The organism is Eubacterium sp. An3 (assembly GCF_002159465.1).
GTDB classification, from domain to species: domain Bacteria; phylum Bacillota; class Clostridia; order Lachnospirales; family Lachnospiraceae; genus Anaerobutyricum; species Anaerobutyricum stercoris.
In genome coordinates this window covers 12,793-27,564 of record NZ_NFIR01000020.1, presented here as the reverse complement: position 1 = coordinate 27,564, position 14,772 = coordinate 12,793, and the positions used below count along the sequence as shown (strand labels likewise).

Genomic DNA, 14,772 nt, shown 5'->3' with positions numbered 1-14,772 from the left:
CACAGTAACAGAAGTTCCATTATTTGTTGTAATAGATAATGTTAATGTATCACAGCTCCCCGCCACTGCTCGTGCACACTCCATGATCGTGCCATAGCCTGTCTGCCGTATCCTTCCAGTTCTCAGCATAGGGCGTGGTCTTGTCGCACAGGTGGTTGGCGCTCTCTGGACTTTGATAGTCTGTGTTCACCGCTCCGGTGTCTGCTACTATCTTCCGCAGCTTTTCCGGATTTTCCAGCATGGGACATGGACAAAGCATATTTTCGTTGAAGGGTTGTCCATCGTGATATGCCATGAACAACGGACTGCGAAGGACATCCAACAAAGCGACATCATGGATATTAGTATTAGAGTAATGAATAAACACACATGGCTCTACATCACCCTTGGCATTGATATGTAGATAACTCCGCCCTCCGGCGATGCAGCCACCTACATATTCCGCATCATTCTGGAAATCAATACTGAAAATAGCCTTTGTCTGCCGGAAAGCTCGGATGCGGTGATACATTTCCTCCCGCTGCTCCGGGGTTGGAAGCAGTTCCAGCGCAGCGTCATTACCTACTGGCATATAGTGAAAAAACCATACAAACAGTGCACCGCTGTCGATCATTAGGTCAAAGTATTTTTCACTGCTCACATCCTCCACATTCCGGTTAGTGTAACAGGTGGAAACGCCGAAGGGCAGCTTGTGAGCTTTCATCCGGGCCATAGCATCCTGCACTTTCTGATAGATTCCCTGACCTCGCCGGCTGTCATTAGCTTTCTCAAAGCCCTCCAGAGAAATGGCAGGAACGAAATTCTTAACCCGGAGCATCTCATGACAAAATTCCTCGTCAATGAGCGTACCATTGGTAAACGCCAGGAACTCACAGTCCGGGTGCATCTCGCACAGTTTAATAATGTCTTTTTTCCGCACCAGCGGTTCACCGCCTGTGTAGATGTACATATAGGTACCCAGCTCCTTGCCCTGACGGACAATGGAGTTGATATCTTCCAAACTGAGGTTTAATTTATTACCATACTCCGCTGCCCAGCAGCCAGTACAACATAGATTGCAAGCGGAAGTAGGGTCGAGAAGGATAGCCCAAGGAATATTACAGCCATACTTCTCCTTTGCTTCTTCCTGAATGGCGCCTCCCTTTAGGCTGGCGTTAAACAGGAAATTTTGGAAGAACGCTTTGCGGACGCCGGGGGCAAGTTCATACAGTCGCAGGATTAGCTGATACCAATTGCTTTTTTCTTCAATAGCTTCGCGGATAGCATTACGTTGGCTGGAATACCAATCCTCAGGCGTATATTTATCGACCAATTCCATCAGTTTAGGGATATTTTCCTCTGGATTGCCCTCTATGTACTTCAGGGCTTGACTGACCGCAAAATTCTGCATAGCCGCTTTTATAGAGTTACTCATATGGCGTTCCTTTCTCCTTATTATGGAATGCTTTTTTCCCTCAATCTTACATTTCTCTGCCTGCCCATTTCTTTCTTGCCACAGCAATCGAAATTGCAACAATGACAGCCGCTAACAACAAAAAAGCAATATTGATTCCTTCTCTAGCTACCGCATAAACATCAAAATATTTCAGCGGCGTCAAGTAATACAACGCCGGAATTTCCAGATATTCAGCCACGATATAAATACCATAGAATCCCAGCAACAACCCTGCTCCCAGACGAATCGCTCTTTTATAGTTTTGGTTAATGCCAGATATCAAAAGAGCCAGGGCAAACAGTATGACCTCCGTTAAGAACAAGCCGATTGTAGTCGTAACAGCAGCCCCCTTTTGCTCCAGTCCTCCCAAAGGCAGGATGGAGGTAAAATAGTTGCACAATCCACTAAATACTGCAAGTATAAACAAATTGCACACACAGGCTAAAGCCTTTGCTTCAACGATTTTTTTTCGGCTCACTGGCTTTGTAAACAGATATTCCGCCGTTCCCTGCGACTTCTCTTTTGCAACACTGGAAATGCCAAGATAGACTGCATAACTGTAAGTTAGGATAGCTACCCAGAAATAAATGCAGCCGTACCAACCTAAAGCAGAATCCAGTTTTTCACCTATCCCGAACATAATCATAAGAATTTTGGGAAAGGCATTCATCATTTCCGCCAGTTCTCCAAGAGTGTTCCGCATTGAGAGGAATTCAAAATAAGCAAAGCAGCAAAGGAGCAGAACAATTCCCATCCAGATTAGCAAAAACTTCCTTGATAGACGCAATTCTTTTTTTATCAATGCTTTCATTCTCCTACCTCCTATGCCACAAATTTAATATCCCGCTTCATCAATACTGCATGGGACAGGATCAAAAAAGCCGCCACCAGAAAAATATACCAAATCAAGTAATCCCATTCATAAAATCTCAGCTTGTGTATTTCTGAGGGGTTGAAAAAAGAAAATGGAGACAGAAATCCAATCATACGATTACTTACCGTTCTGGAAAAGGCTGTGATGCAATATTCCAGGAATACAATTAAGCCTGCCGTCAATAGAGGAGATCGATTGTTTGGCTTGCAGCTTCCTAATAACAGCCCCAATGCTCCAAAAAACAAGGTAACAAGGAAAAAGGAGATTGCCAACAGGAAAAACTCTCCTAACGAAAATCCGGGCTTGAACAGTAGCATCGTTACAAGTGATGCCACAAGATAAGCGCCTCCTACTACACACACGCCGCCAAGCAAGCATTGTGTCTTTCCCCGGTAGATCATTCGACGTCCACAAGGTTTTGTAAACAAATATTCTGACGTATTTTCTGTACACTCTTTAGTATGCAGGGATAAGCCGAAGTGCATCCCGAAAATCCCACCAGCAATCATAAAAAAGCCAGTAAGAAATGAATACATTCCCAGCGGTTTCATCAATAGATCAAGAGACACCCCAACAGTTTCAAAAAAACCGCCTTGCGCAAAATTCTCTGGCAGAGAATCCGTCATTCCTATCAGACCGTAATAAACTGGTGTCATAAAGAAAATACAAACCGCAAGAACAATGGCCCAAATCAAGATGCTTTTTTTACTGCGTTTCCATTCATATTGAAAGACAACCATATCCCTATCCTCCTACTCGTAATAATGGAGGAATATTTCTTCAAGTGAAGGTTCCTCAATGAAAATATCCTCCAGTTTCAACTGGTGAAGTTTGTCCATGATGGTCATGGTGTTCCCGCTGAACATAAAGGATGCAGAGGTACATTCCTGCCCCTGTTTCAGATTTGCCACTCCAGGAATAGAGAAGAAGCCCTTCATGATGGGTTCCTTTGTGGTCAGTGAAATTTTTTTATATCCATTTCCACGAAGCTCCTCCATAGATTGAACATCTATCAGCTTTCCTTCCCGTAAGATTGCAACACGGTCGCACAGCTTTTGTACCTCACTCAATACATGGGATGACAAAAAGACGGTCATGCCCCTTTTATTTTCTTCTCGCAAGATTTCATAGAACGTCTGCTGGATCAGCGGGTCAAGTCCGCTGGTAGGCTCGTCCATAATGAGCAGTTTGGGTGAGGGCAGCAGAGCCGATACAATACCGACTTTCTTCTTGTTACCCAGGGACAAATCCTGTATCTTTCGTGACAAGTCCAAATTCAGCCGTTCTGCCAGTTCCTCCATCCTGCTGTTGCAATCCATACCGTACAAATCCGCTGTATACTGGAGCATTTCTCTAACTTTCAGATCATTGTAATAGCAGTTCTCGCTGGGTAGATAGCCCACGTCTTTTGCTATCTCAGCCGCATACTGTCCACAATCCAATCCAAAAATGGAAGCACAACCTCCAGTGGGCTTTAACAGTCCCATCAGAGTGCGGATTGTAGTAGATTTTCCGGCTCCATTTGGTCCAATAAAGCCGAAAACCTCTCCCGAATTGACTGAGAAACTAATGTTTTCGATTCCACGGTGCTTTCCATAGCTTTTTGTCAGTCCCTCTAAAACAATCATGGGTTCACTCATAGCAGATATTCCTCCTTATAAAAATTGTACTTCAGCATATGCAGAATGCTTTCAAATTCCGACATGATGCTGTCATAGTCGATTCCGTTTTCAAACCGGGACACGATCCCATCTGCCAATAGCATCAGCATCTGAAAAACCAGCTTTGCGTCCTCTGGACGTTTGAATTTTACGCTATCTTGTTCATGCAGAACCAATACTTCTGTAAATCTCTTACCTTCTTCCATTGCGGAGGTCAAAATGTCTTTTAAATCTGGTGACTGCTCTGTTGCGGCACTGCCAATAAAAGCCGCAATGTAAGGATTCTCTTTTAAATTCTTTACCTTCATTACGCTGGCTGCCCACACCCGGTCAAAAAAGTCTGCGTTTGCATCTAAGGTGCTCAGATCGTATGCTTCGTATGCTTGCTTCATTTGTGATGAGCAGTAATAAAACAGGTACTCGTAGAGGGCCTGCTTCGTTCCAAAATACTGGAAGATAGAAGCCTTAGAAATGCCAGTCGCTACGGCAATATCGTTGATGGATGCCTTTTCATATCCATGCTTTGCAAAACAGGCCAGAGCTGCATTGCGGATCGTTGTTTGCTTTTCTTCTGTAAGTGCCAAAAACTTATCCATTGCTGGTATACTCTCCTTTCTAAATAACCGATTCGGTCATTCAAGGCAAGTATATCATAAATAACCGATTCGGTCAATAGGATATTTTACGATTATCGTGAAATGCTAAGCCAAAATATGAATTATTTTAGCTATCGATAAGAACTGTGTGGACATATCCAGAGAGAAAGGTGAACAGTAAAATGTAGTAGGGTGAATGAATATGGCAAAAAGACCAGTACCAAAATATAATTTTAAGCCCTTCGGGGACGCAATCAAAGCGGCAAGGAACGGACGCAAGGAGTCCAGGAACAAGGTGGGAGACGAAATGTATCTCTCGCCCCGTTATCTTGCCAATATTGAAAATAAGGGACAACATCCAAGCCTCCAGATTTTCTTTGAGCTTGTTTCCCGCTATCATATCTCGGTGGATCAGTTTCTCTTTGAAGATCACGCAGACGGCAAGACCACAGCCCGCCGGCAGCTTGATACCCTGCTTGATGGCCTGAGTGAGAAAGAAATCAAAATCATCACTGCCACCGTTCAGGCTATGTTGGATGCCAGAGCGGAGGATGAAGAATGATGTTCCCGGCACAATTGAATATGGATTAAATGACGCTATGAATGAATACCGTTTGTAGCGTTTTTCTTTGCCCGGAAGGTAGCAAAAGTGAAGGTTTCGGTATTACATAGGTACGGGAAAAGAAACGATAGCAAGCACAGCAAGCGAGTACCCGCTTGCGATTTTTCGGATTTTCAGGTCCCTTGCCCGAAAATGAAAAATGCTTGTTGGGATAATCCCAAACCCTTATAGAGAACGGAGGCGGCGCATGGCGAACCGAAAACGGAATATCCAAATGAAGTTTTATGTGACGGAGGATGAAAAGCGCCTCATTGACGAGAAGATGGCCCAGCTCCCCACCCGGCGTTATGGCGCCTATCTTCGGAAGATGGCGATTGACGGCTTTATCATCTACACCGACACCACAGATATCAAGGCGTTCACTTCGGAGCTGGCCGCCATCGGCCGGAACATCAACCAGATCGCAAAGCGGATCAATGCTACCGGCTCCCCCTATCAGGCGGACATGGAGGAAATCCGGGAAAGGCTGGACGAGATATGGCAGTTACAAAGACGCATCCTATCAAGTCAACGCTGAAAGCGGCCATTGACTATATCTGCAATCCGGTCAAGACGGATGGAAAGCTGTTTGTTTCCTCTTATGGCTGCACCGCCGAAACAGCGGACATTGAATTTGAGTGGACCCGCCGCCATTCCATCGACAAGGGCGCCAACCTGGGCCGCCACCTGATTCAAGCCTTTGAGCCTGGAGAGGTGACACCGGAGGAAGCCCATGAGATCGGGATGCAGCTTGCAAAAGAAATCCTGGGCGGCAAGTATGAGTTTGTATTGACCACCCACATAGACAAGGATCACGTCCATAACCACCTGATTTTCAATGCGGTCAGCTTCACGGATCACAAGCACTACCATTCCAATAAGCGAAGCTATCACTACATCCGCCGCACCAGCGACCGTATTTGTAAAGAACATGGATTGTCCGTCATCATCCCCGGGCAGGACAAGGGCAAGAGCTACATTGAGCACACCGCCACCCAGGCCGGGACCAGCTACAAGGCAAAACTGAAAGCCGCCATCGACCGACTAATCCCCGTCTCCACCGATTTTGAAGATTTGCTCCTTCACCTGCAGCGGGAAGGATATGAGATCAAGCGTGGTAAGTACATTTCCTGCCGCGCCGACCGCCAAGAACGGTTCACCCGGATGAAAACCCTGGGCGTAGACTACACAGAGGAAGCCATCACCGCCCGGATCGCCGGACGCTCCAGACCGTTCAGACAGCCAAGGCAGCGTGACGGGAAGATCAGCCTGCTCATTGACATACAGAACAACATCAAGGCCCAGCAGAGCGCCGGGTTCGCGCATTGGGCGAAGCTGAACAATCTGAAACAGGCAGCCAGGACGATGAACTTCCTGACGGAGCAAGGGATCACCAGTTATGGAGAGCTGGAAAGCAGACTTGCCGCCGTGACAGAGCGGAGGGATATCGCTCACGCCTCCATCAAAGAGATAGAAACCCGGACAGCGGAACTATCCCTTGTGATGAAGCACGCCGCCACCTATCGTCAGTTGAAGCCAATGTATGACCGCTATCGCCAGTCCAGAGACAAGGAGAAGTTTTTGCGGGGCCATGAGAGCGAGATCATCCTATTTGAAGCTGCCGCCAGGGAATTGAAGAAGCAGGGCGCCGTACCGCTGCCCTCCACGGAGAGCATGAAAAAGAAACTGGCAGAACTCACCGCAAAGAAAGACGCGCTGCTTGCGGAATATCGAGCTGCCAGGAGCGAGGCCCAGGAGTATGAGACCATCCGCCAGAATGTGGATGCCCTTCTTTCTGTACCAAAGGAACAGGAGCAGCAAAAGCGGCATGAGCTTGAATGATTTTTGCCCTGTTCGCAGATTGTTTGCAAATGATTTTCTGAACGCTCTGGGCGCTGTCCAAGGCGTTTTGTATAATAGAGGCATGGAAGGAGGTCTTGCCTTATGACAAGAAGTGAAGCGATCAAAGCATTTTTCATCAAGAGCGTGCTGCCTGTTGCGGCGGCCATGCTGTTATACTTTTTTTTCAAATCCGCCTGTATGAAGGACGGCGAGCTGGACTATGTGTGGCTCTGGATACTCTGCGGCCTGCCCTTCGGCCTCCATCGGATGTGCCTCTGGATCATACCGGGCGGCGGCTCCTTCGGCGGCGGCCTAGTGCTGTTTGCGCTCAACTTCATCCTGGGCGGCGTGATCGGCGGTTTCGTCCTGGTATGGCGGCTGATCGTTGCCGTATGCTATGTACCGTTGACCGTATACCGGATAATGAGATAAAAAATCATATTTGTTCTCAAATTACTTATATGGAATCTTGATGTTCAGTGTAAAACAGTATATAATGAATTATCAAATGTAGAGGGAATAGCCATGATTTTACTTGATGAAACGAAACTAAATTTACTTCTTGAGAAAAAGAAGCGATTTATAGGCAAAACAGTAATGTGGGATAGTGTTTTATCCGCAGTTTCATTTCTGGTGTCTGTGTTCTTGGCTTCTTATCGTGATATATTAGGTATTCCTGGAATTTGTTTTAAGTGCACATTTATCATAATTGGAATATTTTTTACAGGGAAGAGCATACATGATGTTTATAATAGCCTAAAAAACACATACACGGCCGCTGATCTTTTTGCTGATATAAATAAACTGAATCAGATTACTCATAATCATTCTATTATTGCAATAAAAGATTCTTTTTCGAAGTATCCTAACAGATTTCTGCTATATTTTGATTCAAGGTGGTCTTGTGATTTATTTCTTAATTTCAAGGAGAACATCAACAATGAGAGCTTTATTATATCAGCCGTATCCCATCGATTAAAAATTGATGCCTCTGATATTTCTATTAGATATATTGCTCAAAGCATTCACGAAAAATTTTCGGTAAGCCATAAAGAAAACAGGGTATATTGCCACAGATTATATCTTGTATCGATAAAAAATTTTCCCTCTCAATTGAAGAAAAGTACGTTTGAAGTTGATGGAACATCATATAAGTGGATGAGCCTTTCCGAAATGGAAATGGATCAGCGTATAATGGAAGTAAACTCAGACATTGTACAGTTTGTTAAAAATAATTGCAGTTAGAATGTGGATTACATAAAAGAAAGAGCGGGAGTACAGCCAATCGGACGAACCGAGAAGCTGTACTCCCGTTTTGCGTTATGAGAAGTGTGTGAAAATCAGCCTTTATCCCTGCATATCAGCAGAAACAGGCTCCCATGGAAAATCACAAGGGCACCTGTTGGAAAAGCCGATGCAGGAGATTATTTTGCCCTTTTTGAACCCTTATCCTTGCAGTTTTTTGAGCGTCTGGAAAGGTAATGGGGGCAGGCCACCAGCTCCGCCCGGAAACTCTGCTTGCAGTCATGGGCGCAGCCCTGGCAGACCTTATTATACTGCCGTCTGCCGTTCGCACCTAAAAAGAAGGACCATTCCAGCCGCCATTTCTTGCTCCGGCTCATAGCTCGCCATGCTCCGGCGTGTCACGGCCGGGGCGGCCCTTCTCCGGGGGCTTGCGCTCCGAACACTCCCGTTTCGCGTCCTCCAGCCGCTCCCGAATGGAGGGCTTTGCTTTTTCCGCTTCTTCACCACGGCGGCCGTTATTGATAACCCCGTCGATCATGCCGTAGTCATCCTCCAGGGTCATTTCAGCGGTGCGAAGGGGATTGTCCTTTTCCTGCACCGGCTCTGCCGAAATCGCAAAGGCCCGTGTGCCGTTCCCCATAATGAGATATTTCCCATCCTCTGACTGATGGTGGAAGCCGTACCCGGCCGCCTCCATCTGCTCCCGGCTCATGGCCGTCACATAGAAGCTGCTCCTGGGCGTCCGCACCGTTTCACCGGTCTCCAGGGCGTCCGGGGTAAGCTCTGGCTGCCGCTGCTGCAGGAACTCCGGCACCTGGGAGAAGCCGAAGCGGTCACAGTAATGGGCGGTATCCTTGCCGTCCTGATGAAGCACCACAATATCCGATATGGACAGGGAGTGCCCCGTAAAGTCTGCCGGGCGGTCCATGTTGAACCGGGTATAAATGCTTTCCAGACTGTCGCGCTCCGTCAGCGGTGCGGTATAGACCAGCTCATAATTTGCCGGGTCCACGGAAAGACCATTGCGGTGGATACTGTCCAGCGGCTCAAAGCGGTAATCCAGTGTTTCATCCCCGCCCTTTAGCTGATAGATGGAAAAGCTGTCCTCCGGGGCCGGTTCCTCGCTGATATCCAAAGACGCCTCATACCCGGAAGCCTCCTTGTATTTTTCCAGCTCGGAGGATAAGTAGTCCTCCTGGGTCTGGCCCAGCTCCGCCAGCTTTTCATCCAGGGCAGAAATGCGGCCAGCGGTCAGGCTCTCATAGATTTCCTCTTTCGCCGCGTGTTCCTCCGGGTGCTCCGCCGCATACTGCGGATCGTGCTGCCGGAAAAACTCGTCCAGATCGTAGGCGATATCCATAGCCCATTCAGACAATTCTTCTTCCGGGATATCATCCTGGAAGGTCATCACCCGGTATTCCTCCGGGATACTGCCGCGCTCGCCGTCGTAATACTCATGGAAGGAGCTCCCGGTATCCCGGACATAACCAAGATAGGTAAAGTCGCCGCCTTCATCCAGGGCAACATCCCGGCCGTAGGCTTCATAGTCGATGTAGTTCTTCAAATGCTCCGGCACCTGCATGGCGTCCAGCTCGTCAATGTAATACCGGCCCAGATCGTCATAGTCGTGGATATCCGGGTACACATCGTAGCAGTCCAGATTTTCGGTGAGATTGATGATCTCCTGCACACTGCCGGAATGGTCGCCCATCTCCATAGCCGCACAGAACTGATCGTACTCCCAGGACTTCATATCATCCAGCTTCGACGCTAGGTAGTTGAGCTCGTCCAGACTCTCATATTCACCCAGCTTGTCATAGATGCCGTCCACATAGCAATCGTAGTCCGTGATGAACCATTCTTCATAGGGATTGCCAAAATCATCCTTCTGGCCGATCCCGATACGTTCAAACACCTTTTTCATTTCCTCGGCGGTGGTGGGGAACTTCACCCATTCACCCACAAGCTCACCCTCGTTGTACTTGCCTAAATTGGTGATGAAGGCGGCAAAGGGATAGTCCTTGTCATATCCATAACTCGGCATAGATCAACACCTCCTTAAAGCTCCGGTTCAGGCTTGCCCTTTGCCTGGGGCTGCGTCTGCCTGCCGGCACATTCCTTCTTGCCCTGTTCCAGCCGCTCCCGGATGGAGGGCTTTTTCTCCGCCTCCCGGTGGGAGCGGTCCGCCGTCTGCTCATGCTGCCACTCGTCGCCGGAAAGGGAAATGTATCCGTGTTCGGTGAAGTGCCCCTGTTCCTCCTTCATGGCATACCGGCCGAAGGGGACGGGATCAATGGCGTCCAGCAGTTCCGGGGGAAGGCGTGTATCCAAATGCTGCGCCAGATAGCGCCATCCCAAATCGTTCAGGTCATGGATGTTCGGCTCAAACACGAAATAGTCAATATTTTCCGCAAACTCCCGGAACTGCTCCGGGGCAGTCAGGTGGAAGGGAGACTCCTGGACCGCCGCCAGCAGCTCCTTATCCTCCGGGGAGAGGGCGGCCACCGCCGCCCTCACTTCGGGTAAATTCTCGATTCGTTTATTTCCTGCCATTGGCACCATCCTTTCTTTTGGGAAATTCCAGATTAAAATTGATGTACTTGCCGCCCGTGTCGTCCAGGATCACCGCCGCGTCATAGGCAGAGCCCTTCTTTTCAGACCACATCCCCTTGACATTGGTACGGCCCTTTTTCAGAAGGTCAGCCGCCATTTTCTTTGTCAGCTCCTTCTTGCGGGAGGTCCAGAAGCGGCCATTCTTCCAGAGGACGAACCCACAGGCCCGGTCCGAACAGGAAAAATTCTTCTTTCCCTCATACACCGGCTTTCCGCAGCGGGGGCAGAGGCCGATCACTTCCTTCTCCGGGGCAAACAGCTTTTGCCCGTCCTCGGATATCTGGGAGTAGGTCTTGACAAGATCACATACCATATCCCGGATACCGTCCAGGAATCCGCCCGGATCAGCCTCACCCTTTGCAATAGCAGTAAGGCGCTGCTCCCATTCAGCGGTGAGCATGGGGGAAGTCAGCGGCTCCGGTAAAACCGTGACCAGGTTGATCCCGGCTTTTGTGGGGATCAGGCTCTTGCCCTTGCGCTCCACAAAACCGGCTGCCACCAGCTTTTCAATGACGGCCGCCCTGGTCGCCGGGGTTCCCAGGCCCTTGCGCTCGGCGTCGTCCGGGATGTCCTCCGCACCGGCACGCTCCATAGCTGCCAGAAGGGTATCCTCGGTATAGGGCTTCGGGGGTGAAGTGAAATGCTCCGTGATGGAGGTCCCCACATTTTCAAAGGCCTGCCCCTCGGTGAAGCCAGGCAGATCACCGTCCCCGCCGTCCTCGTCCGCCTGCTTTTCCTTCAGGGAGGAACGGAAAATCCGGTCGATCTCCCGCCAGCCTTCGGAAAGGACATGCTTTCCCTTTGCCGTGAAGGAACGGCCGCCGCAGTCGAAAGTGGCCGTGACCGTTTCATACACATAGGGCTCCGCCGCCGCACACAGCAGCTTGCAGCAGACCAGAAGGAACAAATTGCGCTCACCCACAGGCAAGGCGCCGATATCCGCCTTTTCAATCTCCATTGTAGGGATAATGGCGTAATGGTCGGATACGTCCTTGTCCGAAATCATGGCCTCCACCAGCGGAAAGAAAGAACTGCACCCGTCAAAAGGCGGCACCTTCGCCGCCAGGTGGATGATACAGGAGGCCGTTTCCGCCATGTTGGAGGTCAAATACCGGCTGTCCGTCCGGGGATAGGTCAGCAGCTTCTTTTCGGCATAGAGGCTCTGGGCGTAGTCAAGGGTCTGTTTCGCCGTGTAGCCGAAAAGCCGGTTCGCCTCCCGCTGCAAGGTGGTGAGGTCGTACAGCTTCGGGGGCTGCTCCTTTTTCTGCTCACGGGTAACGGAGGTACAGACCGCAGGCATACCGACACAGCCAGCCTTGACCTGTTCGGCCTCCGCCGGATCAGCGATTTTCTCCGAAACCGTCTCGGCCCCGTCCACCTTCAGCCGCACATGATGGTATTTCTCCTTCTGGAAGCTGCTGATCTTCCAGTCCCGGTCCGCCAGCATTGCCAGGGTAGGCGTCTGGACGCGCCCCACATTCAGGGTGCGGTGGTAGAGGGCGGAGAAAAGGCGGGTGGCATTGATCCCCACCAGCCAATCCGCCTTTTGTCTGCAAAGGGCAGATTGATATAGAGCCTCATACTCGGCGCCGGGGCGCAGATCGTCAAACCCTTCCCGGATCGCCGTATCCTCCATAGAGGAAATCCACAGGCGCAGAATAGGCTTGCGGCAGCCGGCCATCTCATACACCAGCCGGAAGATCAGCTCTCCTTCGCGCCCGGCGTCACAGGCATTGACCACAGCGTCCACATCGGCACGATCCATCAGGGAGCGGAGGTTTTCAAAGGCGTCCTCCTTGCCGGGGGCGGTCACATAGCGGAAGGGCTCCGGCAGGATCGGGAGGTCGTCATAGCGCCACTTCTTGAAAGTTTCGTCATAGCCCGCCGCGTCCAGCGGGGAGACCAGATGGCCCACACACCAGGAAACGATCAGGCCGTTTCCCTTATAAAAGCCATCGGCCCTGGATTTAGCACCCAGGGCCGACGCGATAGATTTTGCTACACTCGGTTTTTCCGCAATAATCAGCTTCATTCAGTTTCCTCCGTTTCCTCGTCCTCGGAGAGATATTCTTCTTCATCCTCCAGGTCAAAATCGTCCAGGTCAGACGGCACTTTCTTTCCCTGCTTCGGTTTCAGCACCAGAAAATAAGCCGCCGCGCCGCCGCCAGCCGCCAGGATCAGCAGCACCGCCAGGATCATACCGGCCCCGCCTTTTTTCTCGGCAGCGGGTTCCTCCGGCTCGTCGGGCTCCGGTTCCACAGCCGTCACAGGCTCTTTCCCGGTACACTCGCTCATGTTGTTTTTACACACAGGGCAGGAGGTATCCACATCACCGGCCGCGCACTTATCCTTGCAGGTGCAGACAATGGGTGTTTCCGCAGCCTGCTCCCCATCCATGAGCGCCAGAAGATCGGCCTCGTCCACCTGGTTCAGAAAATGGACGGTTTCCTCACCCTTATCGTCCCGGTCGATAATCAGATAAAAGACATTGCCTGTTTTGGTTTCCACGGTAATGAACTGCTTGCCGCTCCCGGCCATGCTGCCAAGATCATCGATCAGCGACAGGTTCCCGTCAGGGGTCAGGGCGTCGCTGCCTCCAATCGACAGACTGCCCGTGAACAGCTCCAACAGGCCGGAAAGTTCCTCTTTCCCCAGGGAGAAGGAGAAACTGTCTCCGCCAGCGGTTCCCGGTTTTGTATCGCTGATGGTCAGATAATCAGAATAGACATAGCCCACCCGCTCCGGCAAAAGAATTTTGATCCAGTCGCCGTCTGTTCCGATGACCTCAACCGATGTCCCGTTGGGGAGCTGGGTAAAAGCAGTATTGTCAAGCCCCGCCCCGTTGCGGACATTTAAGTTTCCTCCGTTGGTAGTCACGGTGCCGGTCTGATGGTCCCCGGTATCCTCCATACCGCTGCTGATCTGGATACCGTCATCCGTAATACGGGCGCTCACTCCAAAGCCGGACAGTGCGGAAAGCAGGTCTGTAATATCCATATCCTTCAGCCCGGCGGTATCGTCGCCATGCTCCGGGCTGTCCGTGGATGTAGTGCTGGTTTCGCCGGTTTCCTCTGTGCCCACTTCCGGGCCGCCGCCCGCAAAGGCGGTCATAGAAAAGGCGGGGATGCACAGCACCACCGCCAAGAGAGCGGCCGCCAGCCGCATAATTCCTTTATTCCTCATGCTCAAAATCCTCCGTTTCTTCTATTTCTGCGCCGCTGTCCGCCGCCATCATATCCTCCGGCAGCGTGATCAGGCCGCTGGCATAGGCTTTCAGGAAGGCGGTCAGCTCCTTGTTATCCATCTTGACAGCCTTCACCATGCGGACGATCTCCAGGTTTTCTTCCTCCGCAAGCTGGGCCTCCAATGCCCGCTGCTTCTTCTGAAGCTCCGCGATCTTCTCCTTCGTTTTCGCAATATCATTGCGGATTTTCTCAACAGTTGCCATGTTCAGGCTCCTTTCCATTCAAAATTTTTTCATAGCGATACTTCATTTGCGCCGGATATAGCGGCTCGGAAGGCCTGCGCCTGCCCGTCCACTCCTTGCCTCCGGCAAAACCGGCACAGGTCCAGCCCGCCGCCCGCAGGCTCCCTCCGTCCTCGGTATCCAGAATGTAAGTGATGATCTTTCGGTATCCCATGACTTTCGCTGCCCGCGCCGCCGCTCCATAGAGAAAGCTGCAAGCGTTCCGGGTACCGTCAGTACACAAGCGGTTGACCTCCAGGGTGAGGCCGTCATCCAGATATCGGCTGACAGGCCGCCCGGTGATCGCCACGCCTACAAGCTGCCCATCTTTGAAGCAGCCCAGGGAATACTTATGCCCCCGGACCGGCTTATGGTGGCGGTGGTGGAGAGCGACAAAGGCGTTTGCGTCTGCCAGGGATACCGGCTTTAAGATAAGCAT

At 50.5% G+C, this 14,772-nt stretch carries 17 protein-coding genes; 5 read left to right on the top strand and 12 right to left on the bottom strand.

Translation table 11 applies throughout. The features are described from left to right. Positions 1 to 49 precede the first annotated feature (49 nt). From B5F87_RS14410 to B5F87_RS14390, 5 genes are read right to left on the bottom strand one after another with little or no spacing between them, the layout of a single operon-like run. A complete protein-coding gene (locus tag B5F87_RS14410; protein ID WP_087282240.1) occupies positions 50 to 1,414 on the bottom strand; it encodes a radical SAM protein in 1,365 nt (454 codons plus the stop codon). A gap of 46 nt (positions 1,415 to 1,460) precedes the next feature. Beyond that, positions 1,461 to 2,246 (bottom strand): ABC transporter permease subunit, encoded by a 786-nt coding sequence (locus tag B5F87_RS14405; RefSeq protein WP_087282238.1) that lies wholly within the window; start codon positions 2,244 to 2,246, stop codon positions 1,461 to 1,463. Between the two features lie 11 nt (positions 2,247 to 2,257). After that, on the bottom strand, positions 2,258 to 3,049 hold the full coding sequence (locus tag B5F87_RS14400) for an ABC transporter permease subunit (protein WP_087282236.1): 792 nt from the start codon (positions 3,047 to 3,049) through the stop codon (positions 2,258 to 2,260). A gap of 12 nt (positions 3,050 to 3,061) precedes the next feature. Continuing rightward, the gene (locus B5F87_RS14395) at positions 3,062 to 3,949 is read right to left on the bottom strand and encodes an ABC transporter ATP-binding protein (protein WP_087282234.1); all 888 of its coding nucleotides are present in this window, start codon (positions 3,947 to 3,949) and stop codon (positions 3,062 to 3,064) included. Next, complete coding sequence (locus B5F87_RS14390; RefSeq protein WP_087282232.1) at positions 3,946 to 4,566, bottom strand: TetR/AcrR family transcriptional regulator; 621 nt, start codon at positions 4,564 to 4,566, stop codon at positions 3,946 to 3,948. The genes B5F87_RS14395 and B5F87_RS14390 overlap by 4 nt, the downstream gene beginning before the upstream one ends. Positions 4,567 to 4,768: 202 nt before the next feature. Between B5F87_RS14390 and B5F87_RS14385 the strand changes: the two genes are divergently transcribed. The 5 genes from B5F87_RS14385 to B5F87_RS14365 all read left to right on the top strand — a co-directional run bounded on the left by B5F87_RS14385 (position 4,769) and on the right by B5F87_RS14365 (position 8,254). Beyond that, positions 4,769 to 5,128 (top strand): helix-turn-helix transcriptional regulator, encoded by a 360-nt coding sequence (locus tag B5F87_RS14385; RefSeq protein WP_087282230.1) that lies wholly within the window; start codon positions 4,769 to 4,771, stop codon positions 5,126 to 5,128. A gap of 247 nt (positions 5,129 to 5,375) precedes the next feature. After that, positions 5,376 to 5,705, top strand: coding sequence for a MobC family plasmid mobilization relaxosome protein (locus B5F87_RS14380; protein ID WP_087282228.1), 330 nt, complete (start codon positions 5,376 to 5,378; stop codon positions 5,703 to 5,705). Next, complete coding sequence (locus B5F87_RS14375) at positions 5,666 to 7,009, top strand: relaxase/mobilization nuclease domain-containing protein (RefSeq protein WP_087282226.1); 1,344 nt, start codon at positions 5,666 to 5,668, stop codon at positions 7,007 to 7,009. Before B5F87_RS14380 ends, B5F87_RS14375 begins: the two co-directional genes overlap by 40 nt. A gap of 102 nt (positions 7,010 to 7,111) precedes the next feature. Further along, positions 7,112 to 7,441, top strand: coding sequence for a DUF6050 family protein (locus B5F87_RS14370; RefSeq protein WP_087282224.1), 330 nt, complete (start codon positions 7,112 to 7,114; stop codon positions 7,439 to 7,441). A gap of 93 nt (positions 7,442 to 7,534) precedes the next feature. Next, a complete protein-coding gene (locus B5F87_RS14365; RefSeq protein WP_087282221.1) occupies positions 7,535 to 8,254 on the top strand; it encodes a hypothetical protein in 720 nt (239 codons plus the stop codon). A gap of 179 nt (positions 8,255 to 8,433) precedes the next feature. Here B5F87_RS14365 and B5F87_RS14360 read toward each other — a convergent pair whose 3' ends face one another. Genes B5F87_RS14360 through B5F87_RS14330 form a run of 7 tightly spaced genes read right to left on the bottom strand, consistent with a single transcriptional unit; the run spans position 8,434 to position 14,772 of the window. Further along, positions 8,434 to 8,631: a hypothetical protein gene (locus B5F87_RS14360; protein WP_087282220.1), complete on the bottom strand. Its 198-nt coding sequence runs from the start codon at positions 8,629 to 8,631 to the stop codon at positions 8,434 to 8,436. Further along, positions 8,628 to 10,298, bottom strand: coding sequence for an antirestriction protein ArdA (locus B5F87_RS14355; protein WP_087282218.1), 1,671 nt, complete (start codon positions 10,296 to 10,298; stop codon positions 8,628 to 8,630). The genes B5F87_RS14360 and B5F87_RS14355 overlap by 4 nt, the downstream gene beginning before the upstream one ends. 14 nt (positions 10,299 to 10,312) lie before the next feature. After that, entirely contained in the window at positions 10,313 to 10,807 is a 495-nt protein-coding gene (locus tag B5F87_RS14350; RefSeq protein ID WP_087282217.1) for a hypothetical protein, read from the bottom strand. After that, positions 10,794 to 12,899 (bottom strand): type IA DNA topoisomerase, encoded by a 2,106-nt coding sequence (locus B5F87_RS14345; RefSeq protein ID WP_087282215.1) that lies wholly within the window; start codon positions 12,897 to 12,899, stop codon positions 10,794 to 10,796. Before B5F87_RS14345 ends, B5F87_RS14350 begins: the two co-directional genes overlap by 14 nt. After that, positions 12,896 to 14,050: a DUF4366 domain-containing protein gene (locus tag B5F87_RS14340; protein ID WP_087282213.1), complete on the bottom strand. Its 1,155-nt coding sequence runs from the start codon at positions 14,048 to 14,050 to the stop codon at positions 12,896 to 12,898. Before B5F87_RS14340 ends, B5F87_RS14345 begins: the two co-directional genes overlap by 4 nt. After that, complete coding sequence (locus B5F87_RS14335; protein ID WP_087282211.1) at positions 14,040 to 14,315, bottom strand: DUF4315 family protein; 276 nt, start codon at positions 14,313 to 14,315, stop codon at positions 14,040 to 14,042. The genes B5F87_RS14340 and B5F87_RS14335 overlap by 11 nt, the downstream gene beginning before the upstream one ends. Beyond that, the gene (locus tag B5F87_RS14330) at positions 14,302 to 14,772 is read right to left on the bottom strand and encodes an XF1762 family protein (protein ID WP_087282209.1); all 471 of its coding nucleotides are present in this window, start codon (positions 14,770 to 14,772) and stop codon (positions 14,302 to 14,304) included. Before B5F87_RS14330 ends, B5F87_RS14335 begins: the two co-directional genes overlap by 14 nt.

Coding starts and splice junctions, on each gene's coding strand:
- B5F87_RS14410 (WP_087282240.1), bottom strand. CDS start 1,414: ATGAGTAACTCTATAAAAGCGGCTATGCAGAATTTTGCGGTCAGTCAA.
- B5F87_RS14365 (WP_087282221.1), top strand. CDS start 7,535: ATGATTTTACTTGATGAAACGAAACTAAATTTACTTCTTGAGAAAAAG.
- B5F87_RS14375 (WP_087282226.1), top strand. CDS start 5,666: ATGGCAGTTACAAAGACGCATCCTATCAAGTCAACGCTGAAAGCGGCC.
- B5F87_RS14370 (WP_087282224.1), top strand. CDS start 7,112: ATGACAAGAAGTGAAGCGATCAAAGCATTTTTCATCAAGAGCGTGCTG.
- B5F87_RS14390 (WP_087282232.1), bottom strand. CDS start 4,566: ATGGATAAGTTTTTGGCACTTACAGAAGAAAAGCAAACAACGATCCGC.
- B5F87_RS14330 (WP_087282209.1), bottom strand. CDS start 14,772: ATGCTTATCTTAAAGCCGGTATCCCTGGCAGACGCAAACGCCTTTGTC.
- B5F87_RS14405 (WP_087282238.1), bottom strand. CDS start 2,246: ATGAAAGCATTGATAAAAAAAGAATTGCGTCTATCAAGGAAGTTTTTG.
- B5F87_RS14360 (WP_087282220.1), bottom strand. CDS start 8,631: ATGAGCCGGAGCAAGAAATGGCGGCTGGAATGGTCCTTCTTTTTAGGT.
- B5F87_RS14385 (WP_087282230.1), top strand. CDS start 4,769: ATGGCAAAAAGACCAGTACCAAAATATAATTTTAAGCCCTTCGGGGAC.
- B5F87_RS14345 (WP_087282215.1), bottom strand. CDS start 12,899: ATGAAGCTGATTATTGCGGAAAAACCGAGTGTAGCAAAATCTATCGCG.
- B5F87_RS14380 (WP_087282228.1), top strand. CDS start 5,376: ATGGCGAACCGAAAACGGAATATCCAAATGAAGTTTTATGTGACGGAG.
- B5F87_RS14355 (WP_087282218.1), bottom strand. CDS start 10,298: ATGCCGAGTTATGGATATGACAAGGACTATCCCTTTGCCGCCTTCATC.
- B5F87_RS14335 (WP_087282211.1), bottom strand. CDS start 14,315: ATGGCAACTGTTGAGAAAATCCGCAATGATATTGCGAAAACGAAGGAG.
- B5F87_RS14340 (WP_087282213.1), bottom strand. CDS start 14,050: ATGAGGAATAAAGGAATTATGCGGCTGGCGGCCGCTCTCTTGGCGGTG.
- B5F87_RS14350 (WP_087282217.1), bottom strand. CDS start 10,807: ATGGCAGGAAATAAACGAATCGAGAATTTACCCGAAGTGAGGGCGGCG.
- B5F87_RS14395 (WP_087282234.1), bottom strand. CDS start 3,949: ATGAGTGAACCCATGATTGTTTTAGAGGGACTGACAAAAAGCTATGGA.
- B5F87_RS14400 (WP_087282236.1), bottom strand. CDS start 3,049: ATGGTTGTCTTTCAATATGAATGGAAACGCAGTAAAAAAAGCATCTTG.